The sequence below is a fragment of the Hydrogenophaga sp. genome, assembly GCF_030656115.1.
Lineage (GTDB): Bacteria > Pseudomonadota > Gammaproteobacteria > Burkholderiales > Burkholderiaceae_C > Hydrogenophaga.
On record NZ_JAUSOO010000071.1, the window covers coordinates 1 to 23,488 of the forward strand.

Genomic DNA, 23,488 nt, shown 5'->3' on the forward strand with positions numbered 1-23,488 from the left:
GCAGCGACAGCGCGCCCTGCGCCGGGGTCATCGCCGGCATTGGTCGGGTCAGCGGTGTGGACTGCATGATCGTCTGCAACGACGCGACGGTGAAGGGCGGCACCTACTACCCGCTGACCGTGAAAAAACACCTGCGCGCCCAGGAAGTGGCGCAGCAGAACAACCTGCCCTGCATCTACCTGGTGGACTCGGGCGGCGCCAACCTGCCGAACCAGGACGAGGTCTTCCCCGACCGCGACCACTTCGGCCGCATCTTCTTCATCCAGGCCAACATGAGCGCGCAGGGCATCGCGCAGATCGCGGTCGTCATGGGTTCGTGCACGGCGGGCGGCGCCTACGTGCCGGCCATGAGCGACGAGACCATCATCGTCAAGAACCAGGGCACCATCTTCCTGGGCGGCCCGCCGCTGGTGAAGGCCGCCACCGGCGAGGTGGTCACGGCCGAAGACCTGGGCGGTGGCGACGTGCACACGCGGCTGAGTGGCGTGGCCGACCACTTGGCGCAGAACGACCTGCATGCCATCGCGCTGGCACGCCAGGCGGTGAAAAACCTGAACGCACGCAAGGTGTCACCGATCACCACCATCGACCCGGTGGCGCCGCGGTACCCGGCCGAGGAGCTGTACGGCGTGATCCCGACCGACACCCGCAAGCCCTTCGACGTGCGCGAGATCATCGCCCGCATCGTCGACGGCTCGGACTTCGACGAGTTCAAGTCGCGCTTCGGCACCACGCTGGTCTGCGGCTTCGCGCGTATTGAGGGCATGCCGGTCGGCATCATCGCCAACAACGGCATTTTGTTCAGCGAATCGGCGCTCAAGGGCGCGCACTTCATCGAACTCTGCTGCCAGCGCAAGACGCCGCTGGTTTTCCTGCAGAACATCACCGGCTTCATGGTCGGCCGCAAGTACGAAAACGAAGGCATCGCCCGCAACGGCGCCAAGATGGTGACCGCCGTGGCCACCGCCGCTGTGCCGAAGTTCACCGTCATCATTGGCGGCAGTATTGGCGCCGGCAACTACGGCATGTGTGGCCGCGCCTACTCGCCGCGCTTCCTGTGGATGTGGCCGAACGCGCGCATCAGTGTGATGGGCGGCGAGCAGGCCGCGAGCGTGCTGGCCACTGTCCGGCGCGACGGCATCGAGGCCAAGGGCGGCAGCTGGAGCGCGGAAGAAGAGGCCGCGTTCAAGGCACCGATCAAAGAACAGTACGAGGTGCAGGGCCATCCCTACTTCGCCACCGCCCGCCTGTGGGACGACGGTGTGATCGACCCCGCCGACACGCGTCGCGTGCTGGCGCTGGGTCTGAGCGCTTCGCTGAATGCGCCAATCCCCGAGACGAAGTTTGGACTTTTCCGCATGTGATGTGTATAGTTTTTTATTTATATACACATATTTAGAGGTGAGCCATGCGTACCAACATCGTGATCGACGACAAACTCATGGCCGATGTCATGGCCAGTGGCGATTTCAAGACCAAGCGCGAGGCGGTGGAGGCGGGGCTGAAGATGCTCAAGCGGCGCAAAGCCTACGACGCCCTGTTGGCCGCACGCGGCACCTTGCACTGGGACGATTCCGACGAGGCCTGGGAGCGTCGGCGTGCTGAGCAAACCTTGATCGCCGCCGGCCTAGACGCCAGCGAGGCCGCCGCGCCAGCCGAACAGGCCGCGCATGAGCCAGCGGCCCCGTACACAACGGCCAGCCCAACCGCCCCGGCTACCGCTGCCGCGCCCAAGCCTAAGCGCGTGAAGAAAGTGACCGTCAAATGATTTTGGTGGACTCCAGCGTCTGGATCGACTTTTTTCGTGGCGTGTCCAACGCAGAAACGGTGCAATTGGTGAACCTGCTCAAAGGCTCACCGATGGAGGAGGAAGTGGGCGTTGCCGACTTGGTGATTTACGAAGTCATGCGCGGTTTTGACAAGCCCAAAGACCGCCAGCGTGCCCAAAACCTGCTGCTGGCTATTTCGGTGGTTGAAATTGGTGGCCTGCACAACGCGCTGCTGGCCGCCGAACATTACAACGTGCTGCGCAGCCAGGGCTACACCATCCGCAGCCCCATCGACGTGCTGCTGGCCAGCTACTGCATCACCCACGGCCACACCTTGTTGCACCGCGACGCCGACTTTGATGTGATGGAAACCCTGCGCGGACTCAGCGTATGTCGGCATTGAACCCCGCACCTCTGCCACCCACCCTTCTTGTGACGAGCCTCGCCATGAACCCAATCACCCACTTCACCCGGCAAGCCCGATACCACGTCTGGGCCACACACCGCCTGCTCGACGCCGTGTCGCGCGTGTCCGACGGCGACTACCGCAAAGACATGGGCCTGTTCTTCAAGAGCATCCACGGCACGCTGAACCACCTGCTGGTGGGCGAACACCTGCTCTGGTACGCGCGTTTTTCCAAGGGTGCGTCGCCCTTGTTGGGGCTGGACACCGAAATCGAACCCGACCGCGAACGCCTGGGCCAAGCCCTGAAAGGCGGCGCGGCCAACTGGGAACACCTCATCGCCAGCTGGCCCGCCGAACGTTTTGACGGCCAGTTGGACTACAAAACCATGAAAGGCGTGCCACAGTCGCTGCCGTTCGCGGCCACGCTGGCCCATGTGTTCAACCACGCCACCCACCACCGGGGCCAAATCACCGCCGCACTCACCGCGCTGGGGCAACCTGCGCCTGAGCTGGATTGGGTGTACCACCTGCAATTGGAGGCCGCCGAGGCCAAAAACCCCTAAAACCGCCGGAACCCCCGCCATGACCCAAGCCCTGACCCTGACGGTGCAAGACCGCATTGCCCGCATCACCCTGAACCGCCCCGCCGTGCGCAACGCCTTCAACGACGAGGTCATTGCCGAACTCAAAGCCGCGTTTGAAGCCGTGGGCGCGCGCGACAACGTGCGCGCCGTGGTGCTGGCCGCCGTGGGCCCCGCCTTTTGCGCCGGGGCCGACCTGAACTGGATGCGCCGCATGGCCGACTACAGCCGCGACGAGAACATCGCCGACGCGGGCCAGCTCGCCGCCATGTTGCAGGCCATTTACACCTGCCCCAAACCCACCATCGCCGCCGTGCAGGGCGATGTGTTCGCGGGCGGCATGGGGCTGGTGGCCGCGTGCGACATGGCTGTGAGCGTGGACACGGCCACCTACTGCCTGAGCGAGGTGAAGCTGGGCCTGATTCCGGCCACCATCAGCCCTTACGTGATCCGCGCCATGGGCACCCGCGCCGCGCACCGCTACTTCCTCACGGCAGAGCGTTTCAGCGCGCCAGAGGCGCACCGCATCGGTTTTGTGCACGAACTCGTCAACAGCCCCGAGGCCCTGGCCGCGAAAGTGGACGAACTCGCCCAAGCCCTGGCCAGCGCCAGCCCCGCCGCTGTGCGCGCTTGCAAAAAGCTGGTGCAAGACGTGGCCGAGCGCGAGATCAACGTCGCCTTGATCGCGGCCACCGTGGACGGCATCGCCGACATCCGCGCCAGCGACGAAGGCCGCGAAGGCGTGATGTCGTTTTTGCAGAAACGCAAGCCTTCGTGGCTGGTGAGCTGATTTGCGCACCCGCTGGCCATTGGCGCACTCCCGATCAACGCCCAATATTTAACACCATGCTGCAATATATCCATCTGCAAGGCTTCAAGGGTTTCAAAGATACCCAAGTCGGGCCATTCAAAATGGTGAACCTGATTTTGGGTGGGCAAAACGTGGGGAAGACTTCTTTGTTGGAGGCGGTGTATGCCACAGCGATGCTGGGCCCTCATGCTGCGGGAGGGTTATTTCGTCAGAATGAAGGCATGGACGTTAACCGATTTGACCAAGCCTATTTGAATCCACAACTTTTTCTGGGTGTTCTGTCTACCGAGGGGCAAGGGTTGGTGTTGGCTGCAAAAAACCGGGATACTATGTTCATGCCTATGCCTATTGCTGGCGGGCTAGGTTACAGAGAAAAATCAACTCTACTCAAGGAATCGATTAAGGCTTGGCATGTAGGTGGTTTTCAAAATCTATGGAGCTGCACGGCAATTCCTTACTTCTTGCCTTCACAAAATCGACTTGTCGAGATTTTCGGAAAAGTGATTCTGGGGAGAAAGAAAAAAGCGCTGATTACGTTGTTGCGTGCCGTAGATCCTCGTTTGGAAAGTTTGGATGCGATAGCACCCGATGGAGAGCATCGGGTATATGCGGAGCTGGATGGATTACCACAAGCCGTTCCACTGAATTTGCTCGGACACGGCTTTAGTCGCTTGGTGTATCTGTTTTCTGAATTACTGGTATCTGAATCACAGCTTGCGCTGATCGACGAGATCGAGAACGGTATTCACTACAGTGCTCTCCCTACGCTGTTTAAGGGAATCAAAACGGTCGCTCAAGAGGGGCGAGTTCAATCCTTAATCACCACCCACAGCTGGGACGCCATCCGCGCCGCTTGCGAAGTGTTTGAAGAAACCCCCGAGCTGTTTCAGGTCATCAGGCTGGAGCGAACCGGCGACAACATCCAAACGGTTTGCATTGAAGGCGAACGCATGCTGCGCATGATGGCGCGTGACATGGAGGTGCGCTGATATGGCCAAGCTCCAAAACAGGCCACTGGAATCGCCGCGTCTCATCGTGTGCGAAGGGGCTGACGAAGCCGATATTTTGATCCTGTTGCGCAATGAGATCAAAAAAACCGAGGCCGATGTTGAAATCGTGAATGCCGAAGGCCGCCAGCATTTGGTGGCGTTCTGTGGCGACCAGTTGAAATCATCGGGCGGTTCGGATATCCGCCTGATGGCGGTGGTGCTGGACAATGAAGATGATCTGGCACAAACCCAGACATTGATGGCCAACATCCGCACCGAGGTAGGCAAACGTTCTAAATTAAACTTTTATTGTTTGCCCCGCCACGATCAAACAGGCGCGCTCGAAACCTTGATTCGTGACGCCATTCCCACCCATTCACCTGGCCATGCCTGCGCCACGCAATGGGCGCAGTGTGTTGAGTCCGATACGGGCATTCCACCCAGTCACCAAAAAACCACCCAAGCCCAACGCGACAAAGCTTGGTTGCAGGTGTGGCTCACCCACCGCACCCGCGACACCGCGTATTCGCGCATTGGCTACGCCTTGGCCAAAAACGCAGACCTGCGCGAAGAATTGAATACGGCCCTGGACCCGTTGCGCCAAGTTTTGCGCGATGTGCTCAGCGCCAATCTGGATTCCCCCTGAATTTCTTTTGGAGACACCCACCATGTTTAACAAAATCCTCATCGCCAACCGAGGCGAAATCGCCTGCCGCGTGGCCGCCACCGCCCGCCGCATGGGTGTGCGCACCGTGGCCGTGTATTCCGACGCCGACGCCAGTGCCAAACATGTGGCCGCGTGCGACGAGGCGGTGCACATCGGTGGCAGCGCACCGAAAGACAGTTACCTGCAGTGGCAGCGCATTCTGGACGCGGCCAAGGCCACCGGCGCGCAGGCCATTCACCCCGGTTACGGTTTCTTGAGCGAGAACGAAGCCTTTGCCAACGCCTGCGCCGAAGCCGGCCTGGTGTTCATCGGTCCGCCCGCCAGCGCCATCTTGGCCATGGGCCTGAAGGCCGAGTCGAAGCGGCTGATGGAAAGCGCCGGCGTGCCGCTGGTGCCGGGTTACCACGGCGCCGACCAGGACCCACACATGCTGCAACACGAGGCCGACCGCATCGGTTACCCGGTGCTCATCAAAGCCAGTGCGGGCGGTGGCGGCAAGGGCATGCGCGCGGTGGAGAAGGCCGAAGACTTTGCCGCGGCGCTCGCTTCGTGCAAACGCGAGGCCATCAACAGCTTCGGCAGCGACGCGGTGCTGGTGGAGAAATACGCCCAGCGCCCGCGCCACATCGAGATCCAGGTGTTTGGCGACACGCACGGCAACTGCGTCTACCTGTTTGAGCGCGACTGTTCGGTGCAGCGGCGCCACCAGAAGGTGCTGGAAGAAGCGCCCGCGCCGGGCATGACGCCCGAACTGCGCCAGCAGATGGGCCTGGCCGCCGTGGCCGCGGCGCGCGCTGTGAACTACGTGGGCGCGGGCACGGTGGAATTCATCGTCGAGCAGCCGCCCGAGGGGGGCATGCGCTTCTATTTCATGGAGATGAACACGCGCCTGCAGGTCGAGCACCCGGTGACCGAAGCCATCACCGGGCTGGATCTGGTGGAGTGGCAGCTGCGCGTGGCCAGCGGCGAGCCGCTGCCGCTGAAGCAGGAAGACCTGCGCATCCACGGCCACGCCATTGAAGCGCGCATTTGCGCCGAAACACCGGACAACCAGTTTCTGCCCGCCACGGGACGGCTGGACGTGTACCGCTTGCCCGCCAGCATCGAATTCTTACCCCCTCTCCCTCTGGGAGAGGTCAGGGGTGCGGGCTCTCCCGCTGCGCCACAGCCGGTGCGCGTGGATTCGGGCGTGCGCGAAGGCGACGCCATCAGCCCCTTCTACGACTCCATGGTCGCCAAGCTCATCGTGCACGGCCGCACCCGCGCCGAGGCGCTGGCCAAGATGGACGCCGCGCTGGCGCAAACCCGCATCGTCGGCCTGTCCACCAACGTGCAGTTTCTGCGCCATGTGGTCGCCAGCCCGTCGTTTGCGCAGGCGAATCTGGACACGGCGCTCATTCCGCGCGAAGCGGGCGTGTTGTTCCACCAGGACAAGGTGGGCCTGAACCTGGCCGTGGCCGCCGCGGTGGCGCAAACCCTGCTGGCCGAGCGCGCGAGCGAGGGCAAAGACCCGTTCTCGCGCCGCGACGGCTGGCGCCCCTTTGGCCTCACCGTGCGCCGGTTTGACTTTGAATACCTCGGCGAACCGGTGCAGGCCAGCCTGACCTACCTGCACGACGGTGCGTTGCAACTCGCGTTCGGCGAAGCGAGTGGGCTGCTCGCGTTTGATGCGCTGCCGGCAGACAACGGCACCCTGATGGACCTGCGCTTCCTGGGTCAGCGCCAAACGGTGCAGACCTGGCAGCGCGACGAAATCGTGCACATTTTTTGCGACCTGGGTGCCACCCAGATCACCGAACTCGACGCGCTGGCCCACGCCGGAGAAGCCGCTGCCGATGTGGGCCGTCTCACCGCGCCCATGCCCGGCAAGGTGGTGAGCTTCGCCGTTCAGGCGGGCGACGTGGTGAAGAAGGGCCAGCCGCTGGCGGTGATGGAAGCCATGAAGATGGAACACACCATTGCCGCACCGGCCGACGGCACGGTGGCCGAGCTGCTGTACGCGCCCGGCGACCAGGTGGCCGAAGGGGCTGAGCTGCTGAAGATTCAAACCGCCTGACGGGTTCGCCTGGTGCTCATGGTTTTTTACCGACCCGTGAGCGGCACCGCCAACGCACGAACAGGACCGAATGGGCTGAATTCCCATAAGCTCGCCGCATGAACATCACCTTATGCTGTACCGACACCAAAGCCGAACCCTGGCTCGCCGGCCTCCGTGCCGCTTTTCCCGAGGCCACGGTGGACGTGTGGCAACCCGGCTCGGCGCAGGCCGATGTGGCGGTGGTCTGGGCGCCGCCGCAACGTTTTCTGGACGAGCAACAGGCGCTCAAAGCCCTGTTCAACATCGGTGCTGGCGTCGATGCGCTGTTGAAACTGCACCTGCCGCCCGGCGTGCGCGTGGTGCGGCTGGACGACGCGGGCATGTCGGTGCAAATGGCCGAATACGTGTGCCACGCCGTCATCCGCCATTTCCGCGAATTCGACGGCTACGAGGCCGACATGAAAGCGGGGAAGTGGTCGTACCGCAGGCCGCGTGACCGCAAGGACTTTGCGGTCGGCGTCATGGGGCTGGGTGTGCTGGGCGAGCGCGTGGCCCGGGCGCTGCGGGTGTTTGACTTCCCCGTGCACGGCTGGAGCCGAACGCCCAAGGCCATCGAAGGCGTGTTCACGCACAGCGGCGAGGTGGGCTTGGAGACCTTTCTGTCGGCCAGCCGCGTGCTGGTCAACCTGTTGCCGCTCACGCCCGATACCCAGGACATCTTGAACCGCCAGACGCTTGGGCGCCTTCAGCCCGGGGGCTACCTGATCAACGTGGCACGCGGCGCGCACCTGGTTGACGCCGACCTGCTGGCGCTGCTGGACAGCGGCCACCTGGCCGGGGCCACGCTGGACGTGTTCCGCACCGAGCCGCTGCCGCCCGAGCACCCGTTCTGGCAGCACCCGCAGATCACCCTCACGCCCCACACCTCGGCGCGCACGCTGCGCGATGAAAGCATTGCGCAGATCGCCGGCAAAATCCGCGCGCTCGAAGCGGGCCAGCCCATCGCGGGTGTGGTCGATGCGATCCGTGGTTACTGACACGCCCCTTCAACCCAAGCGCCCAGCGCCACGCCGGGTCAGCGCCTGGGTGTGGGCCTTGCTCGCCGCGCCCTTGGTGTTCGTGATGCTGGTGGTGGGTCTGAATACCGCCTCCAACGACCACGAACGCCTGACCTGTCTGTCAACGGACACGCCCGTCACCACACAGACGGGCACCCTGCGCCAGGTGAGTCGTTATCAGATGTACCTGGTGAACGAGCGCTGGACGCGGATCACGCTGGGCTGCGGCGGCAAATACCGCCTGCAATGCCTGCGCGAAAACCCCGGGGTTGAGGCGCTGGAACAGCATGTGGGCGAGCCGGTGAAGGTTGAGTTTTGTGGAAAACATGTGGTGGGCTACACCGTGGCGGGCCGGTCTTACCGGCATGGGCAGCCGGTGGCGGCTGGGGCGGGGAGCTCTTGATGGCTTGCTTTCGTTGTGTATCTATGACCCTGTATGTTCTCCAAAGAAGTTCAGGCGCGAATCAAGATCAATCCGTTCATCTAACGCGCCCGGGCCCCGCCTGGCACTCAAAACGCATCCCTTCAGGTTTGAACGTAGCCAAATTGGATACAATCGAATCCTGAAAGGCTACATTCTCCTGCCATGCTGACCGACCTGCTCCTGGGCGATTACCGCAAAAAGCTGCTGAGCCAGTTGCTGCTGCACCCTGATACGGACTACCACGTGCGCGAGCTCGCCCGTCTGACCGGCACATCGCCCGGCAGCCTGCACAAAGAACTGGCCCGCCTCGCCGCCGCCGGTCTGCTGCTGCGCAAAGCGCAGGGTAACCAGGTGCGTTACCAGGCCAATCGCCAATGCCCCGTGTTCCCTGAGCTGGCCGGGCTGCTGCGCAAGACCACTGGCGCCGCTGAGCTGCTGGCCCGGGCGCTGGCGCCGCTGCAGCCCGTGCTGGCCCTCATCTTCGGGTCGGTCGCCCGTGGTACGGAGGTTGCCGGCAGCGATGTGGACGTGCTGGTGGTCACCGAACGCGGATTTGGTGAGGTGGTGCGTGCGCTGCACAGTGCACAAACCACACTGGGGCGTGAAATCAACCCCGTTGTGTACACCCCGGCCGAGCTGCAAGGCCATGTGGCCGAGCAAGACCCGTTTGTCTTGAATCTGCTCGCCGGCCCGCACATTTTTCTGAACGGAACCTCCGATGACCTTAGCCAACTTGCTGGCCATCCAGCGCCTGCAAGCGTTTAACGCTTCGCCGCTGGGCGTGCAGCGCCTGCTGGCCGCCGCCGCACGCAACCTGGCCGACGCGCAGTTGCAGGCGCTCAGTGCCGAAAACCGTTTTGATGCTGCCTACAAGTGCATCCTGCAGTGCGCCATGCTGGGCCTTTGGGCCCAGGGCTACCGCACCCCCACCAGCCAGCCCGGCCACCACCAGACCACGCTGCAGTGTCTCCCGCTCACCATGGGCCTACCGGGCGATGTGATCATCGTGCTCGATGCCCTGCGCAAGCAGCGCAACCAGAACGACTACGAAGGCGATCCGGTGAGTGCCTCCGTCGTCACCGAGTGCATCACCCAGGCCACCGGCTTGCTGGCGCACACACGCCAGTTTTTGCAGGGTCAGTTTCCCGATTTGTTGACATAGCGGGTCGCGCTTGTCGCCGCGCCCTGGTCGTCCCAACCCATTCCACCAAGTTGAAGCCATGAACCACATTCCCCCCCAAGTCCGCCTCATCGACGTCGGCCCGCGCGATGGCCTGCAGAACGAAAAGCAGCCGGTGCCCGCCGCCGTCAAGATCGAGTTGGTCCACCGCCTGCAAGCCGCAGGCCTGAAAGAGATCGAAGTCACCAGCTACGTCAGCCCCAAGTGGGTGCCGCAAATGGCCGACAACCACGCGGTGATGCAAGGCATCGCGCGCCAGGGTGGTGTGCGCTACAGCGTGCTCACGCCCAACCTCAAAGGCTTTGAGGCCGCGCTGGCCGACCGGCCCGACGAGATCGTGGTGTTTGGCGCGGCCAGCGAGGCCTTTAGCCAGAAAAACATCAACTGCTCCATCGCCGAAAGCATCGAACGCTTTGCGCCGGTGGTGGCTGCGGCGCTGGCGGCGGGCATCGCCGTGCGCGGTGCCATGAGCTGCACCGTGGGTTGCCCGTATGAGGGCGACATTGCGCCCGAGCGCGTGGCCTATCTGGCGGGGCTGATGCGCGGCATCGGCGTGCAGCGGGTGGACGTGGCCGACACCATTGGCGTGGGCACGCCGCGCAAGGTTCAGGCGGCCCTGGAGGCCACGCTGAAGCATTTCGACATCGACCACATCAGCGGCCATTTCCACGACACCTACGGCCAGGCCTTGTCCAACACACTGGCGGCGCTGGAGCTGGGTGTGTGGAACTTCCAGTCGTCCGTGGCCGGGCTGGGTGGCTGCCCCTATGCCAAGGGCGCCACCGGCAACGTGGCCACCGAAGACGTGGTGTACCTGCTGCACGGCATGGGCATTGAAACCGGCATCGACCTGGATGCGCTGGTCGATGCGGGCCAGTTCATCAGCGACCACCTGGGCCGCCCCAGCGGTTCGCGGGTGGCGCGGGCGTTGCTGACCAAGCGCCAAGGCTGAGCGCCATGGACTTCAATGTCTGGCTGGCGTTTTTCGCCGCGTCCTGGGTCATCGCCATTTCGCCGGGTTCTGGCGCGGTGCTGTCCATGAGCCACGGCCTGGCCTACGGCATGCGCCGGAGCAGCGCCACCATTGCGGGGCTGCAACTGGGGTTGGCGGTCATTTTGCTGATTGCCGGGGTGGGTGTGGGGGCGCTTTTGCTGGCCTCGGCCACCGCGTTCACGGTGGTCAAGGTGCTGGGCGCGGCCTACCTCATCTGGCTCGGCCTGAAGCAGTGGCGCGCACCGGTGCACGCCCACGCGCCAGCGGCTGGCCAGGCGCTGGTGAACCACCTGGGCGTGCCTACGGTGCGCGAGCGGGTGCTGACCGGCTTCATGACCAACGTGACCAACCCCAAGGGCATTGTGTTCATGGTGGCGGTGCTGCCGCAGTTCATTGACCCCCACCGCCCGCTCTGGCTGCAACTGCTGATTTTGCTGGTGACTTCCATTGGGGTGGACCTGGTGGTGATGCACGGCTACGCATTTCTGGCCTCGCGCGCCCAGCGCTGGCTGGCCACGGCCCGAGCCCGGCGCGCCCAAAACCGCGTGTTCGGCGGCGTGCTGATGGCGATGGGTGCGGGTTTGATGCTGGTCAAGCGTGGGGGCGCCTGACCTCACGCCACCCGGGTTGGGCGCGTCCCGCTACCATTGCCGCCCATGAGTGAAGCAAGTCTGAACACCCCCGAACTGCCCGCCGGCGTGCAGCGCGTCACCGCCGCGCTGGCCGCGCTGGGCCATCCCCATCCTCCCGTGTTGCTCAGCGACGCTGCCCGCACCGCGCAGCAAGCGGCCGACGCGCTCGGCGTGTCGTTGGGACAGATCGCCAAAAGCATCATCTTTCGCCGCAAGTCGGACGACGCGGCGGTGCTCGTCATCACCTCGGGCGACCTGCGGGTGGACGAGAAAAAGGTGCAGGCCATCGTCTGCGCCGAAGGCGGCAAGCTGGGCCGGGCCGACGCCGAATTTGTGAAAGCCAAGACCGGCTTTTCCATTGGCGGCGTGTCGCCACTGGCGCATGCCACGCCACCGGTGACGCTGATCGACGCGCAGCTGTTTCGCTTTGGCGACATCTGGGCCGCCGCTGGCCACCCGCACGGCGTGTTTCGCCTCAGCCCGACCGATCTGCAAACCCTGACCGGCGCGCCCGTGCACGACGTGACCGCGCCACCAACCGCCGAGCCCACGCAACCATGAACACCCAGCTGATCAACCTGCGCGATGCGCGCGAACACCACCCCGGCCCCGGCGTGCCTTCGCCTTGTGTGTCCATTTGCGAACTGAACGAGCGCGACAGCAGCTGCAAAGGCTGCTACCGCACGCTGCAGGAAATTGCCGCCTGGGGCCAGCTGAGCGACGCCGACAAGCTGGTGGTTTGGGGGCGCATTGAAGTGCGTCAAGCCGCTGGATCGCTTGCCGGGAATCACCCATGACCCCCACCCTGCACGACATCACCTTCTATTACGATCCGATTTCCCCCTACGCCTACCTGGCGTTTGAGCGCCTGCCCGAAGCGCTCATGGGCCACAGCGTGCAGCTGCGCTACAAGCCGGTGCTGTTTGCGGCGCTGCTCAAAGCCAACGGCCAGCTGGGCCCGGCTGAAATAGCGGGCAAGCGCGACTGGACCTACCGCCAGGTGAGCTGGCTCGCGCACCACCACGGCGTGCCGCTGGACTTGCCCGCCACCCACCCGTTCAACCCGCTGGCGCTGCTGCGCCTGGGGCTGGCTGCGGCGACCGACGATGCACCCGGCGAGACCAACCGCTACGTCACCGGCCAGCTGTTTCACCACGTGTGGCGCGGCGGCCAGAGCGCCACCGACGCCACCCGGTTGGGCGCTTTGCAAGCGCTGCTGCAAGACCACATGGCCCAGCGCCACAAGCCCTGGCCCGATGCGCAGTGGCCCGACAGCGAGACGGTCAAGCAGCGCCTGCGCGCCAACACCGACGAGGCGCTGGCGCTGGGCCTGTTTGGTGTGCCCGCGCTGGTGGTCAACGGCCATGTGTTCTGGGGCTTTGACGCCTTGCCCATGCTGCGGGCGTACCTCGACGGCGATGCGTGGTTTGCGTCCGGCGCGTGGGATGTGGCGGCGCGCTTGCCGGCGGGTGTGGCGCGCCGGTGACGCAATTTCCGCCACCTTCGGCGGCACGTTGGTCCGTCAGACTGCGTTGATCAGAGCGCACCCACCGGCGTGAAGTCCCGCCGCTCGGCGATGAAGTTGGGCCGGGGTGGCAGTCCGCAGAAGGGGGGCACCAAGGTGTTGTGCACGCTGTTGAACACCAGGAAGACGTTGCTGCGCGGCAGCGGCGTGATGTTCGAACTGGAGCCGTGCATCACGTTGCACTCGAAGAAGGTGACGGCGCCAGCCAGGCCTGTGGGCGCGGTGATGCCGAAGTCCTGCACCAGGCGGGTGAGGCTGTCGTCATCGGGAACGCCCACGTCCTGCTGCCTCAGCGACTGTTTGTAGTGGTCTTCGGGCGTTGCGCCCACGCATGAGACATGGCGCTGGTGGGAGCCGGGCATCAGCATCAGCGGCCCGTTGTAAGGCGTGTTGGCCGTCAGGGCGATCGAGCAACTCACCGCGCGCATGGCGGGCATGCCGTCTTCCACGTGCCAGGTCTCGAAGTCGGAGTGCCAGTAAAACTCTTTGCCCCTGAACCCGCCTTTGTAGTTCACGCGCGACTGGTGGATGTAGACCTCGCTGCCGAGCAACTGCCGCGCGATGCCGACCAGCTTGGGGTGGTTGGCCAAGCGGTGCAGCACAGCGCTGCTGCGGTGCACCTCAAACAGCGAGCGAAGCTCGCCGCTGCCCGGTTCGATCACCGCCCGATCGGAGGCCTTGACCGCGTCGTCGCTGTGCAGCTTTTGCACCTCGTCCAGGCACGCCTGGATCTCGGCGGCACTCAGCAGCTCGTCAAAATTCAGGTAACCGTTGTCGAGGTAAAAGTGCAACTGGCTCGCGCTCAGCGGCCCTTCGTCGGGCGATCCATAGAGCACCGGATCCAGGCGGTCCGTGATGTGGACCTGCGCATCGAAACGTGAGGGATAGCGGTCGTCGCCACGGGGTTGGGCGTGGATGGGTGTGGCGGCCACACCCATGCCTGTCATGCTGGTCATGGATGTCCTCCTGTCAGTCGGCCAGCGCGTAGGCGCCGGTGGCATCGTGCACTTCGCGTCCTGTCAGCGGTGGGTTGAACACGCAGACCATGCGCATGTGGGTGCCCTTGTTGGCCCGCAGGATGTGGCGGTCGTGGTTGTTCAGGGCGTACAGCGTACCGACGCGGATGTCGTGCGTCTGGCCCGTGGCCAGGTCGGTGATCTCGCCGGCACCTTCAATGCAGTACACGGTTTCGAAATGGTTTTTGTATTCCATTTCCAGTACGGCGCCGGGCTTGATGATGGTGTCATTGACCGAGTAGCCCATGCCCGCGTCTTTGTAAATCAGACGGCGGCTGGTCCAGCCTTCGGCGTCCACGTCGGCGCTGGTGTTCAGAATGTCTTCGAGGTGTTTGACGATCATGTGCTTGTGTCCTGGGTGTGGTTGGTGTGGGTGGTGTGGGTAGGTAAGGCGTGCGCGCTCAGACGATCAGGCGGCTTTGCGCATGTCCTGGTGCAGAACGGCCTGCAGGCTGGTTTCGATGGTGTCGAGCCCATGCTGCAAATCTTTTTCCGTGATGGTCAGACTGGGCAGCAGCTTGAGCACCTGGTCGTCGATCCCGGCGGTTTCAATGATCAGACCGCGTTCGAAGCAGGCTTGCGAAATACGTGTGGCCAAGCCCGGCTCAGCGAACTCGACACCCTGAATCAGGCCACGGCCACGCACCGGCGCCTCCACGCCCTGGCGTTTCAGCATCTGGTGCAGGCGCTCAAACGCCAGGGCGCTTTTCTGGCCCACGGTGTCCTGCAACACGGTGTTGGTCCAAAAACTCAGGGCAGCGGTCCCGGTGACAAACGCCGGGCAGTGGCCTCGGAACGTGCCGTTGTGCTCGCCCGGAGCCCATTGGTCCAGCTCGGGTTTGATCAGCACCAGTGCCAAAGGCAGGCCATAGCCCGAGAGCGACTTCGACAGCGTCACCATGTCGGGCACGATGCCGGCCTCTTCAAAGCTGAAGAAGTGGCCGGTGCGTCCGCAGCCCACCTGAATGTCGTCCACGATCAGCACAATGCCGTGGCGCGCCGTGATCTCGCGCAGACGCCGAATCCATTCGACACTGGCCACGTTCACGCCACCCTCTGCCTGCACCGTCTCCAGAATCACGGCGGCGGGCAATTCCATGCCGCTGCCACCGTCAATGATCATGGACTCGAAGAAATTCAGGGTGTCGGTGTCGGCGCCCATGTAGCCATCAAATGGCATCGACGTGGCGTGGTTCAGGCTCACCCCTGCGCCGGCGCGCTTGAAGCCGTTGCCGGTCACGGCCAGGGCACCCAGGGTCATGCCATGAAAGGCGTTGGTGAAGCCCACCACCTGCTCGCGCCCGGTCACTTTGCGCGCCAGTTTGAGTGCCGCTTCCACCGCGTTGGTGCCCGTCGGGCCAGGGAACTGAAATTTGTAGGACAGGCCACGCGGCTGCAGGATCACGTCGTGAAAGCGCTGGATGAACGCCTCCTTGGCTTCGCTGTACATGTCCAGCGTGTGGGTGATGCCGTCTCGCACCAGGTAGGCGAGCAAGGCTTGCTTGATCTTGTCGGGGTTGTGGCCGTAGTTCAGCACGCCGGCGCCACTGAAAAAGTCCAGGTAGCGGCGGCCTTTGTTGTCGGTCATCCACGCGCCCTTGGCTGATGCGAACACGGCGGGAAAGCTGCGGCAATAGCCACGCACCTCGGACTCGTGCTGTTCAAAAATATTCATGGCGGGATCCTTTCAAAAAATGCCAAATGCACTGCGTCCCAGGATGGGGGTGTGTGCAACACCGGCCCGTCGCGGGCCGTCGCAGTGCGCGGGGTCAGACGTGCGTGGGCACGCCACGCGCAAGCGGGCCGATTCGGTACAGCGGTTCGGCGGGGTGCTCGTGCGGAAACTGGTGGGCGTGAAAGTGCGGCAACACTTCGCACCGGGTCTGGTGTGTGGCGGCCAGCCGGCCAAACAAGGCCTGAGAGGCCGGGTTGTCTTCGGCCACCGTGGCGGTGACCCATGCGCAATGGGCGTTGGCTGGCAACGCCATCCAGGCCTGCAACATGCGCAGGCCCAGGCCGCGTCCGCGCAGGACCGGCATCACGCCGATCTGCCAGACAAAAGCCGTCTCGGGCTCGCGCGGCGGGTGGTAGCCGAGCACCACGCCCACCACCTCACCGGCTTGTTCGGCGATCAGACAGGTATCACCGAAGTCTGTGACCAGCAGCAGGTAGCAATACGGAGAGTTGGGTTCGAGCGCGCCGGTTGCTTGCACCAAGCGCCACACGGCGGCGCCGTCGCTGGGGCCTGCAGCACGAAAAACAAAAGGGGATGGGGCGGTGTGGGTGGTCCTGTCGGTATGGGTCATGCCGTGGGTTGTTTGTGGTGAAGCCCCGTTGCGAGAACGCAAGCAAGACTTCTGGCGAACCGGTTCGAGCCACCGCTGCGAGGCGGTGTTTCTGGCCGGTCGGCCCCTGTGAGGGGACCTACAAAAAAACTCAAGCGACCCAATGGCCGTTGAACGAGATCAGGGGATGCCGGGGCTGCCTGAAAGGCAAAGCAAACACACTGTTGGCATGGGAGGAGGGTGTCCCGTTGCTTTTTTTAGTCTAACGCCCTGAGTCGGTCAGCGCAACCCTTTGCGTTTTTGCGGTCGGCGTGTTGCCGCCATGTGCAGCGTTGTGGCGTTGACTTTTGGCCATGGAATGCGTGAAGACAGGGGGCGCTCTGAAATCGATTTTCCGGGTCGAAAATGTGAAAATTCAGGCGCATGGCGAGGCGTATCTTGGCTCACATTCGCCGCACGTTGACGGCCGTCAATGGCCGTCTGTTTTAGCCCCCGAACGCGTCTGCCAGCGTCAGCACCTGCCCCGTGCCCGCCGCCTCATAACCCTTGAGCGCAGCCACCCGCGCCCGAAACGCGGGCGACTGCAGCACCGCCAGAACGGGCTTGGTCTCGGCCCGCGCCAGCGCCTCGGTGGGTGCGGCAAAAAAGTAGCGTTCTTTCAGCAAGGGAATGAAGTGCAGGCCAAAGCGGTGCGCAGCGGTCTGCACGCCCAGGCCCACGTCGGCCATGCCGCTGGCCACGAAAGCCGCCACGGCGGCGTGGGTGAGTTCGGTGTTCTCAAAGCCGCTCACCTGGCGCGGCGCCACGCCGTGGCGCTTCAGCAGCAGCTCGGTCAGCATGCGGGTGCCCGAGCCTTCGGGCCGGTTCACAAAGCGCAGGTTGCGCCGCTTCAGGTCGTCCAGCCCGCGAATGCCCAGCGGGTTGCCCGCCGCCACAAACAGGCCCTGGGTGCGCACCGCCAGCTGCACCAGCTGGTGCGCGCCGGGCTGCAGCAGCGCCTGGTAGCGCTGTGCGGCGGCGTGCTGAAACTCACCCAGCGGCACATGAAAACCCGCCAACTCGCAGTCGCCCTGCGCCAGCGCCGCCACCGCTTCCAGGCTGTTGCGGTAGCGCAGTTCCACCGCCACGCCGCGCTGCGCCAGTTGCTCACGCAGCGCCGCCACCGCAAAGCCGTGGCTGGCGTGCAGACGCGGCACCGCCTGCTCGCGGCGCTGCACCCGGCCCAGCGCGCCTTCCAGCTCAGCGGCCAGCGATTCCAGCAGCGGCTGCAGCCGCGCGCCAATGCGGGTGTCGGCCCAAATCAGTTGCTGGCCCAGCGGTGTCAGCACCGAGCCCCGGCCCCGCCCGCGCGTCAACAGCGGCTGGCCAAACAGCGCCTCGGCCTGCTGCAGCAAGCCCCAGGCGTGCCGGTACGACAAGCCCACTTCGCGCCCCGCCTGCGCGATGCTGCCCGACGACTGCACCGCCGCCAGCAGCTGCAGCAGGGCGTTGACGGGCAGCGCCTCAGTGCCGTCGCGGCCGATCTGCCATTGGGGTTGCAAGGTGATGCGCAGCATGGCGGTTGGGGGTGTTGGGTGGGGTGCTAAAGGCCGACTTTATGAAATTATGAACATATTTGAACGCTGGCCCGGTGCTACGCTGAAACCATGTCAAGCACCACCCGAACCCCGTTGGTCATTCCCATTCGCCCGGCTGAGACCGCCCGCGCCCGACCGCGCTACACGCCCAAGGGCCGGCAGGTGGCGCCCGCCGCACGCGAGCGCGTGGCCGCGTTGTGCGAAGGGCTGGAGCCCCGGGCCGACCTGCTGATTGAGCACCTGCACCGCCTGCAAGATGCCGAAGGCGCGCTGCGCCAAGGCCAACTGGCCGCGCTGGCCGAGCGCCTGCGCCTGAGCCAGGTGGAGGTGTTTGAGGTGGCCAGCTTCTACCACCACTTCGAGGTGGTGAGCGACGATGCGCCGGTGGCCGACACGGTGGTGCGGGTCTGCACCAGCCTGTCGTGCGCCATGGCCGGTGGTGCGGCTTTGCTGAGCGATCTGCAGGCCCGGCTGGCGGGCAACGCTGCCGTGCGCGTGCAGGGTGCGCCGTGCATTGGCCAGTGCCACAGCGCGCCGGCCGCCTGCGTGGGCCAGCGCCAGCTGCCCCACGCCAGCGTGGATGCGGTGAACGATCTGTTGGCGCGCGGTGAAACGGCCCCGCGCCAGCTGCCCGAGCCGGTGCAGTCCGAACTGCCGCAATTGCAGCGCCTGCTGTCTGGCGAACTGAGCCCAGAGCAGGTGCTGGCCGAGCTGAAGGCTTCCAACCTGCGCGGCCTGGGTGGCGCGGGTTTTCCGGCCTGGCGCAAATGGGAAACCGTGCGCGCCCAGCCCGGGCCGCGCTACATGGTGGTCAACATCGACGAGGGCGAGGTCGGCACCTTCAAAGACGGGCATGTGCTCACCAGCCCGCACGGCGGCGCACCCCAGGTGCTGGAGGGCATGCTGATCGCCGCGCAGGTGGTGGGCGCTGAGCGCATCTGGCTGTATTTGCGCGACGAATACCACGACGCACGCGGCCTGCTGGAACGCGAGCTCACCGGTCTGCACACCCGGCTGCAGGGCCTGGCGCTGCAATACCCTGGCTACACACCACCGCAGATCGAGCTGCGGCGCGGCGCGGGTGCCTACATTTGCGGTGAAGAGTCGGCGCTCATCGAGTCGGTGGAAGGCAAGCGCGGCCTGCCGCGCCTGCGCCCGCCCATCGTGGCCACCCACGGCGTGTTTGGCCGGCCCACGCTGGCGCACAACCTGGAAACGCTGTGGTGGCTGCCCGACATTCTGGACAAAGGCGGCGCCTGGCTGGCGGCACAAGGGCTGCGCGGGCGCAGCGGCTTGCGGCGTTTCTCGGTCTCGGGCCGGGTGCGCCAGCCGGGCGTTTACCTGGCACCGGCAGGCATCACGCTGCGCGAGCTGGTGGACCAATACGCCGGTGGCATGGCCGAGGGCCACACGATCTACGCCTACCTGCCCGGTGGCGCCTCGGGCGGTATCTTGCCGGCAACGCTGGCCGACGTGCCGCTCGACTTTGACACCCTGGCCCAGCACGGCGCGTTTCTGGGTTCCATGGCGGTGGTGGTGATGGGCCAGCACGACAGCGCACGCAGCGCCGCGCTCAACCTGATGCGGTTTTTTGAACACGAGTCGTGCGGCCAATGCACGCCGTGCCGCGCCGGCACCACCAAGGCCGTGCAGCTGATGCAAGCCCCGGTGTGGGACGCGCCGCTGCTTGGCGAGCTCTCGCAGGTGATGCGCGATGCGTCCATCTGCGGGCTGGGCCAGGCCGCGCCCAACCCGGTGGACTCGGTGCTGCGCTACTTTGCGCACGAGGTCAACGGCGCCCCAACCTCCGCCACAACCCCCATCAAGGTGACCGCATGAACGCCACAGACCTGCCCCAGGACCAGGCCCCCGTGGCCTTCATGCTCAACGGCCTGCCAGTGGAAGCCGCGCCGGGCGAAAGCATTTTGAAAGTGGCACAGCGCGTGGGCGTGGTCATTCCCCACCTGTGCCACACCGACGGCCTGCGCAGCCCCGGCAACTGCCGCGCCTGCGTGGTCGAGGTGGCGGGCGAACGCGTGCTGGCGCCATCGTGTTGCCGCGCGCCGCAGCCGGGCATGGCGGTGACCACCGACAGCCCGCGCGCCAGCGCCGCGCAGAAGACCGTGTTGGAACTGCTGCTGTCCGACGCGCCCGACACCCAGGCGCTGAAGCACGACAGCGAGCTGGCCCACTGGGCGCAGGTGGCGGGCGCTGCGCCGGGGCGTTTTCCGGCGCGGGCGCTTGTGTTGCCAGACACCAGCCACCCCGCCATGGCGGTCAACCTGGATGCCTGCATCCAGTGCACCCGCTGTATGCGCGCCTGCCGCGAAACGCAGGGCAACGACGTGCTGGGCATGGCGTTTCGAGGCGGCCATGCGCAGATCGTGTTTGACCAAAACGACCCCATGGGTGCCAGCACCTGTGTGGCCTGCGGCGAATGCGTGCAAGCCTGCCCCACCGGCGCCATTGCACCGGCCAACGGCGCTTACGCCCAGGCCTCGCAGCAGCAGGTGGACTCGGTGTGCCCGTTCTGCGGCGTAGGCTGCCAACTCACCTACCACGTGAGCGACGGAAAAATTGCACACGTCGAGGGCGCAGCAGGCCCGGCCAACGAAGAGCGCCTGTGCGTGAAAGGCCGCTTTGGTTTTGACTACGCCCACAGCCCCGAACGCTTGACGAAGCCGCTGATCCGACGCGCCGACGCACCGAAGGACCCGGCCAACGTGATGCACCGCCACTGGAGCGAGTTGTTCCGTGAAGCCAGCTGGGACGAAGCCCTGGACGCCGCCGCCGCCGGCTTCCAGCGGGCCATGGCCAGCACCACCGCGCGCGGGCGCCTGGGGCCGGTGGCGGGCTTTGGCTCGGCCAAGGGCACCAACGAAGAGGCCTACCTGTTTCAGAAGCTCATCCGCACCGCGTTTGGCACGCACAACGTGGACCACTGCACCCGCCTGTGCCACGCCTCCAGCGTGGCCGCGCTCATGGAAGGCCTGGGTTCGGCCGTGGTCACCAACCCGCTGCGCGATGTGCAGCACGCCGACTTCGTGCTCATCATCGGCGCCAACCCGGCGCAAAACCACCCGGTGGGCGCCACCTGGATCAAGAACGCGGTGAAGCGCGGCATGCGCCTGGTGCTGGCCGACCCGCGCCGCACCGAGCTCGCCCGCCACGCCTGGAAGCACCTGGGATTTGCCGCCGGCACCGACGTGGCCTTGCTCAACGCCCTGTTGCACACCATCATTTTTGAGGGGCTGGCCCACACCGCTTACATCGAGCAGCACACGCTGGACTTTGCGCAGCTCAAGGCCCATGTGGCCGACTTTTCGCCCGAAGCCATGGCGCCGGTGTGTGGCATCGACGCCGCCACCCTGCGCGAGGTGGCCCGCGCCTACGCCACGGCGGGCAACAGCATGATCCTGTGGGGCATGGGCGTGAGCCAGCACACCCACGGCACCGACAACGCGCGCTGCCTCATTGCCCTGTCGCTCATCACCGGCCAGATCGGCCGCCCCGGCACCGGTTTGCACCCGCTGCGTGGGCAAAACAACGTGCAGGGCGCGAGCGACGCCGGCCTGATTCCCATGGTGCTACCCGATTACCAACGCGTGAGCGAGCCCGCGGTGCGCGCCCAAGCCGAGCAGCTTTGGGGTGTGCCGCCCGGCACGCTGGGCAGTGAGCCCGGCCTGACCGTGGTGGAGATCGTCAACGCCGCGTGGGACGGGCAGATCCGCGCCATGCTGGTTCAGGGCGAAAACCCCGCCATGAGCGACCCCGACGCCACCCACGCCCGCGAGGCGCTGGCCCGGCTGCAGCACCTGGTGGTGCAAGACATTTTTCTGACCGAAACCGCCAGCCTGGCCGACGTGGTGCTGCCCGCCACCGCCTGGCCGGAGAAAACCGGCAGCGTGACCAACACCGACCGCTGCGTGCAACTGGGCCGCAAGGCCGTGCCGGCGCCCGGCGAGGCGCGGGCCGACGCCTGGATCACCGAACAACTCGCGCGGCGCCTCGGCCTGGGCTGGGCCTACGGTGTGGCGCCCGACGGCGCCGCCAGCGCGCAAGCCGGCGAAGGCATTGGCGCCGTGTTTGAAGAAATGCGCGCGCTCATGCCCAGCATCGCCGGTCTGTCGTGGGCGCGCTTGCAGCGCGAACGCGCCGTCACCTACCCCGTGGCCGACGAGGCCGATCCCGGCCAGCCGGTGGTGTTCACCGACCACTTTCCCACGCCCTCTGGCCGCGCCACGCTGGTGCCGGCTGCGCTCACGCCACCGGCCGAAACGCCCGATGCCGACTACCCGATGGTCCTCATCACCGGGCGCCAGCTGGAACACTGGCACACCGGCAGCATGACCCGGCGCAGCCAGGTGCTGGACGCGGTGGAACCCGGCCCGGTGGTGAGCCTGCACCCCGACACCGCCGCCCGCCGGGGCTTGGCCGCAGGCGATAACGCCCTGGTGCAATCGCGCCGTGGCCGCGTGGTGCTGGCGGTGCGGCTGGACCCAGGCATGCCACCCGACACCGCCTTCATCCCGTTTGCCTACGCCGAAGCCGCCGCCAACCTGCTCACCAACCCGGCCCTCGACCCCCTGGGCAAGATCGCGGAGCTGAAGTACTGCGCGGTCAACGTGCGGCCGGCTCCGGCCTGAGAGGCTGAGAGGCGCAGCGCCTTTCGTTCATGCCCCTGCTCCCCAAACGCACCCGCTTTGCGTTGCAAATGTGCGCCATAGCCCGGCGGTGACGGTGCTTTGCGCCTTGATCGGGTGCGGTTTGAGGCGTTCCCGGACACGCCCGAAACACGCTCAGCCGCGGAGCATTTCCACGTGAGTTGCTCAGAGAGGTCCCTTTTTTAACGTGCATCCAGCAGCGCACATCTATGGGCCGTTAAGATCAGTTTTCGTTGCGGTCGGGCATCCATTCCGCTTGGCCCACTGCCATCACTTCATCCACCCCATCGGAGACACGCCATGTCCGACAAAATCGTCGTTCCCAATCAGATGCCCAACCGAAGGGCTTCTGCCTTCAAAAAAATTCTGGTCCCTGTGGACGGTTCCCCGCAAGCCACCCACGCAGCCAACACCGCCGTGCTGCTCGCCAAAAGCCAGGGTGCCGAACTCATTGGTGTGTATGTGATCGATCCGTTCCCTTACCTGGGCATCGGCGATGTGTCGTCTGCGGGCCTGCAGTCTTACCTGTCAGAAGTGAAGGCGGTTGCTGGAAAAGCGCTGGGTGCTGTCGCCTACGCTTGCTCCAAACAAAACGTGGCCTTTGAGGGCGACACCATTGAACGCAACGTGGTGTACGAAGGTATTCTGGAAACTGCCGAGACCGAGGGTTGCGATCTGATCGTCATGGGTTCCCACGGCCGCCAGGGTCTCAAAGCACTCATTTTGGGCAGCGTGGCGCAAAAAGTGCTCACACACGCCAATGTGCCGGTGTTGATCGTCAAGTCCTGAACATGGCCCTGGCCGCGCCGGCTGGCCACACCCGGGTGTGTTCGGGTCTTTGATGTTCAAACGATCTTCTGCGTTCGGGCGCA

The 23,488-nt window shown here is 65.2% G+C and carries 25 protein-coding genes; 20 read left to right on the plus strand and 5 right to left on the minus strand.

Going from position 1 to position 23,488, the window contains the following annotated elements:
* From Q7J58_RS09900 to Q7J58_RS09980, 17 genes are all read left to right on the plus strand, one after another.
* Positions 1-1,364: carboxyl transferase domain-containing protein (locus Q7J58_RS09900; RefSeq protein WP_304826952.1), on the plus strand; the 1,364-nt coding region annotated here is incomplete at its 5' end.
* 44 nt (positions 1,365-1,408) lie between these two features.
* Entirely contained in the window at positions 1,409-1,768 is a 360-nt protein-coding gene (locus tag Q7J58_RS09905) for a type II toxin-antitoxin system VapB family antitoxin (protein WP_304826955.1), read from the plus strand.
* A complete protein-coding gene (locus tag Q7J58_RS09910) occupies positions 1,765-2,172 on the plus strand; it encodes a PIN domain nuclease (protein WP_304826957.1) in 408 nt (135 codons plus the stop codon). Before Q7J58_RS09905 ends, Q7J58_RS09910 begins: the two co-directional genes overlap by 4 nt.
* A 44-nt stretch (positions 2,173-2,216) precedes the next feature.
* Positions 2,217-2,738 (plus strand): DinB family protein, encoded by a 522-nt coding sequence (locus tag Q7J58_RS09915; protein WP_304826960.1) that lies wholly within the window; start codon positions 2,217-2,219, stop codon positions 2,736-2,738.
* Positions 2,739-2,757: 19 nt separating this feature from the next.
* Positions 2,758-3,546 (plus strand): enoyl-CoA hydratase/isomerase family protein, encoded by a 789-nt coding sequence (locus Q7J58_RS09920; RefSeq protein ID WP_304826963.1) that lies wholly within the window; start codon positions 2,758-2,760, stop codon positions 3,544-3,546.
* Between the two features lie 56 nt (positions 3,547-3,602).
* The gene (locus Q7J58_RS09925) at positions 3,603-4,556 is read left to right on the plus strand and encodes an AAA family ATPase (RefSeq protein ID WP_304826965.1); all 954 of its coding nucleotides are present in this window, start codon (positions 3,603-3,605) and stop codon (positions 4,554-4,556) included.
* Between the two features lies 1 nt (position 4,557).
* Complete coding sequence (locus Q7J58_RS09930; protein ID WP_304826969.1) at positions 4,558-5,202, plus strand: DUF3226 domain-containing protein; 645 nt, start codon at positions 4,558-4,560, stop codon at positions 5,200-5,202.
* 22 nt (positions 5,203-5,224) lie between these two features.
* A complete protein-coding gene (locus tag Q7J58_RS09935) occupies positions 5,225-7,279 on the plus strand; it encodes an acetyl/propionyl/methylcrotonyl-CoA carboxylase subunit alpha (protein WP_304826972.1) in 2,055 nt (684 codons plus the stop codon).
* A gap of 98 nt (positions 7,280-7,377) precedes the next feature.
* Complete coding sequence (locus tag Q7J58_RS09940; RefSeq protein ID WP_304826975.1) at positions 7,378-8,298, plus strand: glyoxylate/hydroxypyruvate reductase A; 921 nt, start codon at positions 7,378-7,380, stop codon at positions 8,296-8,298.
* Positions 8,288-8,722: a hypothetical protein gene (locus Q7J58_RS09945; RefSeq protein WP_304826978.1), complete on the plus strand. Its 435-nt coding sequence runs from the start codon at positions 8,288-8,290 to the stop codon at positions 8,720-8,722. Before Q7J58_RS09940 ends, Q7J58_RS09945 begins: the two co-directional genes overlap by 11 nt.
* Before the next feature lie 183 nt (positions 8,723-8,905).
* A complete protein-coding gene (locus tag Q7J58_RS09950; protein WP_304826981.1) occupies positions 8,906-9,508 on the plus strand; it encodes a nucleotidyltransferase domain-containing protein in 603 nt (200 codons plus the stop codon).
* The gene (locus Q7J58_RS09955; protein WP_304826984.1) at positions 9,462-9,905 is read left to right on the plus strand and encodes a DNA-binding protein; all 444 of its coding nucleotides are present in this window, start codon (positions 9,462-9,464) and stop codon (positions 9,903-9,905) included. Before Q7J58_RS09950 ends, Q7J58_RS09955 begins: the two co-directional genes overlap by 47 nt.
* Positions 9,906-9,963: 58 nt before the next feature.
* A complete protein-coding gene (locus Q7J58_RS09960) occupies positions 9,964-10,875 on the plus strand; it encodes a hydroxymethylglutaryl-CoA lyase (RefSeq protein WP_304826986.1) in 912 nt (303 codons plus the stop codon).
* Between the two features lie 5 nt (positions 10,876-10,880).
* Positions 10,881-11,528 carry a LysE family transporter gene (locus Q7J58_RS09965; protein WP_304826990.1) on the plus strand — a complete coding sequence of 216 codons (648 nt, stop codon included), beginning with the start codon at positions 10,881-10,883 and terminating at the stop codon, positions 11,526-11,528.
* 45 nt (positions 11,529-11,573) lie between these two features.
* Positions 11,574-12,110: a YbaK/EbsC family protein gene (locus Q7J58_RS09970; protein ID WP_304826993.1), complete on the plus strand. Its 537-nt coding sequence runs from the start codon at positions 11,574-11,576 to the stop codon at positions 12,108-12,110.
* A complete protein-coding gene (locus tag Q7J58_RS09975; RefSeq protein WP_304826995.1) occupies positions 12,107-12,346 on the plus strand; it encodes a DUF1289 domain-containing protein in 240 nt (79 codons plus the stop codon). The genes Q7J58_RS09970 and Q7J58_RS09975 overlap by 4 nt, the downstream gene beginning before the upstream one ends.
* A gap of 8 nt (positions 12,347-12,354) precedes the next feature.
* The gene (locus Q7J58_RS09980) at positions 12,355-13,035 is read left to right on the plus strand and encodes a 2-hydroxychromene-2-carboxylate isomerase (protein ID WP_304827036.1); all 681 of its coding nucleotides are present in this window, start codon (positions 12,355-12,357) and stop codon (positions 13,033-13,035) included.
* A gap of 50 nt (positions 13,036-13,085) precedes the next feature.
* On the opposite strand, the gene thpD is transcribed toward Q7J58_RS09980, so the two are convergent.
* The 5 genes from thpD to Q7J58_RS10005 form a co-directional block, all read right to left on the minus strand.
* On the minus strand, positions 13,086-14,030 hold the full coding sequence (gene thpD / locus Q7J58_RS09985; RefSeq protein ID WP_304826998.1) for an ectoine hydroxylase: 945 nt from the start codon (positions 14,028-14,030) through the stop codon (positions 13,086-13,088).
* Positions 14,031-14,043: 13 nt separating this feature from the next.
* Entirely contained in the window at positions 14,044-14,433 is a 390-nt protein-coding gene (locus Q7J58_RS09990) for an ectoine synthase (protein WP_304827000.1), read from the minus strand.
* A 66-nt stretch (positions 14,434-14,499) separates the two neighbouring features.
* The gene (ectB, locus tag Q7J58_RS09995; RefSeq protein WP_304827003.1) at positions 14,500-15,765 is read right to left on the minus strand and encodes a diaminobutyrate--2-oxoglutarate transaminase; all 1,266 of its coding nucleotides are present in this window, start codon (positions 15,763-15,765) and stop codon (positions 14,500-14,502) included.
* A 94-nt stretch (positions 15,766-15,859) separates the two neighbouring features.
* Complete coding sequence (ectA, locus tag Q7J58_RS10000) at positions 15,860-16,396, minus strand: diaminobutyrate acetyltransferase (RefSeq protein WP_304827006.1); 537 nt, start codon at positions 16,394-16,396, stop codon at positions 15,860-15,862.
* 464 nt (positions 16,397-16,860) lie between these two features.
* Complete coding sequence (locus Q7J58_RS10005; protein ID WP_304827009.1) at positions 16,861-17,931, minus strand: substrate-binding domain-containing protein; 1,071 nt, start codon at positions 17,929-17,931, stop codon at positions 16,861-16,863.
* Between the two features lie 90 nt (positions 17,932-18,021).
* Between Q7J58_RS10005 and Q7J58_RS10010 the strand changes: the two genes are divergently transcribed.
* The 3 genes from Q7J58_RS10010 to Q7J58_RS10020 all read left to right on the plus strand — a co-directional run bounded on the left by Q7J58_RS10010 (position 18,022) and on the right by Q7J58_RS10020 (position 23,405).
* Positions 18,022-19,791, plus strand: a complete 1,770-nt coding sequence (locus Q7J58_RS10010; protein ID WP_304827012.1) for an NADH-ubiquinone oxidoreductase-F iron-sulfur binding region domain-containing protein — start codon at positions 18,022-18,024, stop codon at positions 19,789-19,791.
* Positions 19,788-22,598 carry a formate dehydrogenase subunit alpha gene (gene fdhF, locus Q7J58_RS10015; protein ID WP_304827015.1) on the plus strand — a complete coding sequence of 937 codons (2,811 nt, stop codon included), beginning with the start codon at positions 19,788-19,790 and terminating at the stop codon, positions 22,596-22,598. Before Q7J58_RS10010 ends, fdhF begins: the two co-directional genes overlap by 4 nt.
* A 318-nt stretch (positions 22,599-22,916) precedes the next feature.
* Positions 22,917-23,405 (plus strand): universal stress protein, encoded by a 489-nt coding sequence (locus tag Q7J58_RS10020; RefSeq protein ID WP_304827018.1) that lies wholly within the window; start codon positions 22,917-22,919, stop codon positions 23,403-23,405.
* The last annotated feature ends 83 nt before the right edge of the window (positions 23,406-23,488 follow it).

Excerpts from the sequence above, each read along its gene's own strand:
- Q7J58_RS09970 (WP_304826993.1), top strand. The coding sequence starts at position 11,574 with ATGAGTGAAGCAAGTCTGAACACCCCCGAACTGCCCGCCGGCGTGCAG.
- Q7J58_RS09990 (WP_304827000.1), bottom strand. The coding sequence starts at position 14,433 with ATGATCGTCAAACACCTCGAAGACATTCTGAACACCAGCGCCGACGTG.
- fdhF (WP_304827015.1), top strand. The coding sequence starts at position 19,788 with ATGAACGCCACAGACCTGCCCCAGGACCAGGCCCCCGTGGCCTTCATG.
- ectA (WP_304827006.1), bottom strand. The coding sequence starts at position 16,396 with ATGACCCATACCGACAGGACCACCCACACCGCCCCATCCCCTTTTGTT.
- Q7J58_RS09935 (WP_304826972.1), top strand. The coding sequence starts at position 5,225 with ATGTTTAACAAAATCCTCATCGCCAACCGAGGCGAAATCGCCTGCCGC.
- Q7J58_RS09955 (WP_304826984.1), top strand. The coding sequence starts at position 9,462 with ATGACCTTAGCCAACTTGCTGGCCATCCAGCGCCTGCAAGCGTTTAAC.
- Q7J58_RS09910 (WP_304826957.1), top strand. The coding sequence starts at position 1,765 with ATGATTTTGGTGGACTCCAGCGTCTGGATCGACTTTTTTCGTGGCGTG.
- thpD (WP_304826998.1), bottom strand. The coding sequence starts at position 14,030 with ATGACCAGCATGACAGGCATGGGTGTGGCCGCCACACCCATCCACGCC.
- Q7J58_RS09915 (WP_304826960.1), top strand. The coding sequence starts at position 2,217 with ATGAACCCAATCACCCACTTCACCCGGCAAGCCCGATACCACGTCTGG.
- Q7J58_RS09960 (WP_304826986.1), top strand. The coding sequence starts at position 9,964 with ATGAACCACATTCCCCCCCAAGTCCGCCTCATCGACGTCGGCCCGCGC.
- Q7J58_RS10005 (WP_304827009.1), bottom strand. The coding sequence starts at position 17,931 with ATGCTGCGCATCACCTTGCAACCCCAATGGCAGATCGGCCGCGACGGC.
- Q7J58_RS09940 (WP_304826975.1), top strand. The coding sequence starts at position 7,378 with ATGAACATCACCTTATGCTGTACCGACACCAAAGCCGAACCCTGGCTC.
- Q7J58_RS09965 (WP_304826990.1), top strand. The coding sequence starts at position 10,881 with ATGGACTTCAATGTCTGGCTGGCGTTTTTCGCCGCGTCCTGGGTCATC.
- Q7J58_RS09905 (WP_304826955.1), top strand. The coding sequence starts at position 1,409 with ATGCGTACCAACATCGTGATCGACGACAAACTCATGGCCGATGTCATG.
- Q7J58_RS09920 (WP_304826963.1), top strand. The coding sequence starts at position 2,758 with ATGACCCAAGCCCTGACCCTGACGGTGCAAGACCGCATTGCCCGCATC.
- Q7J58_RS10010 (WP_304827012.1), top strand. The coding sequence starts at position 18,022 with ATGTCAAGCACCACCCGAACCCCGTTGGTCATTCCCATTCGCCCGGCT.
- Q7J58_RS09925 (WP_304826965.1), top strand. The coding sequence starts at position 3,603 with ATGCTGCAATATATCCATCTGCAAGGCTTCAAGGGTTTCAAAGATACC.
- Q7J58_RS09930 (WP_304826969.1), top strand. The coding sequence starts at position 4,558 with ATGGCCAAGCTCCAAAACAGGCCACTGGAATCGCCGCGTCTCATCGTG.
- ectB (WP_304827003.1), bottom strand. The coding sequence starts at position 15,765 with ATGAATATTTTTGAACAGCACGAGTCCGAGGTGCGTGGCTATTGCCGC.
- Q7J58_RS09975 (WP_304826995.1), top strand. The coding sequence starts at position 12,107 with ATGAACACCCAGCTGATCAACCTGCGCGATGCGCGCGAACACCACCCC.
- Q7J58_RS10020 (WP_304827018.1), top strand. The coding sequence starts at position 22,917 with ATGTCCGACAAAATCGTCGTTCCCAATCAGATGCCCAACCGAAGGGCT.
- Q7J58_RS09950 (WP_304826981.1), top strand. The coding sequence starts at position 8,906 with ATGCTGACCGACCTGCTCCTGGGCGATTACCGCAAAAAGCTGCTGAGC.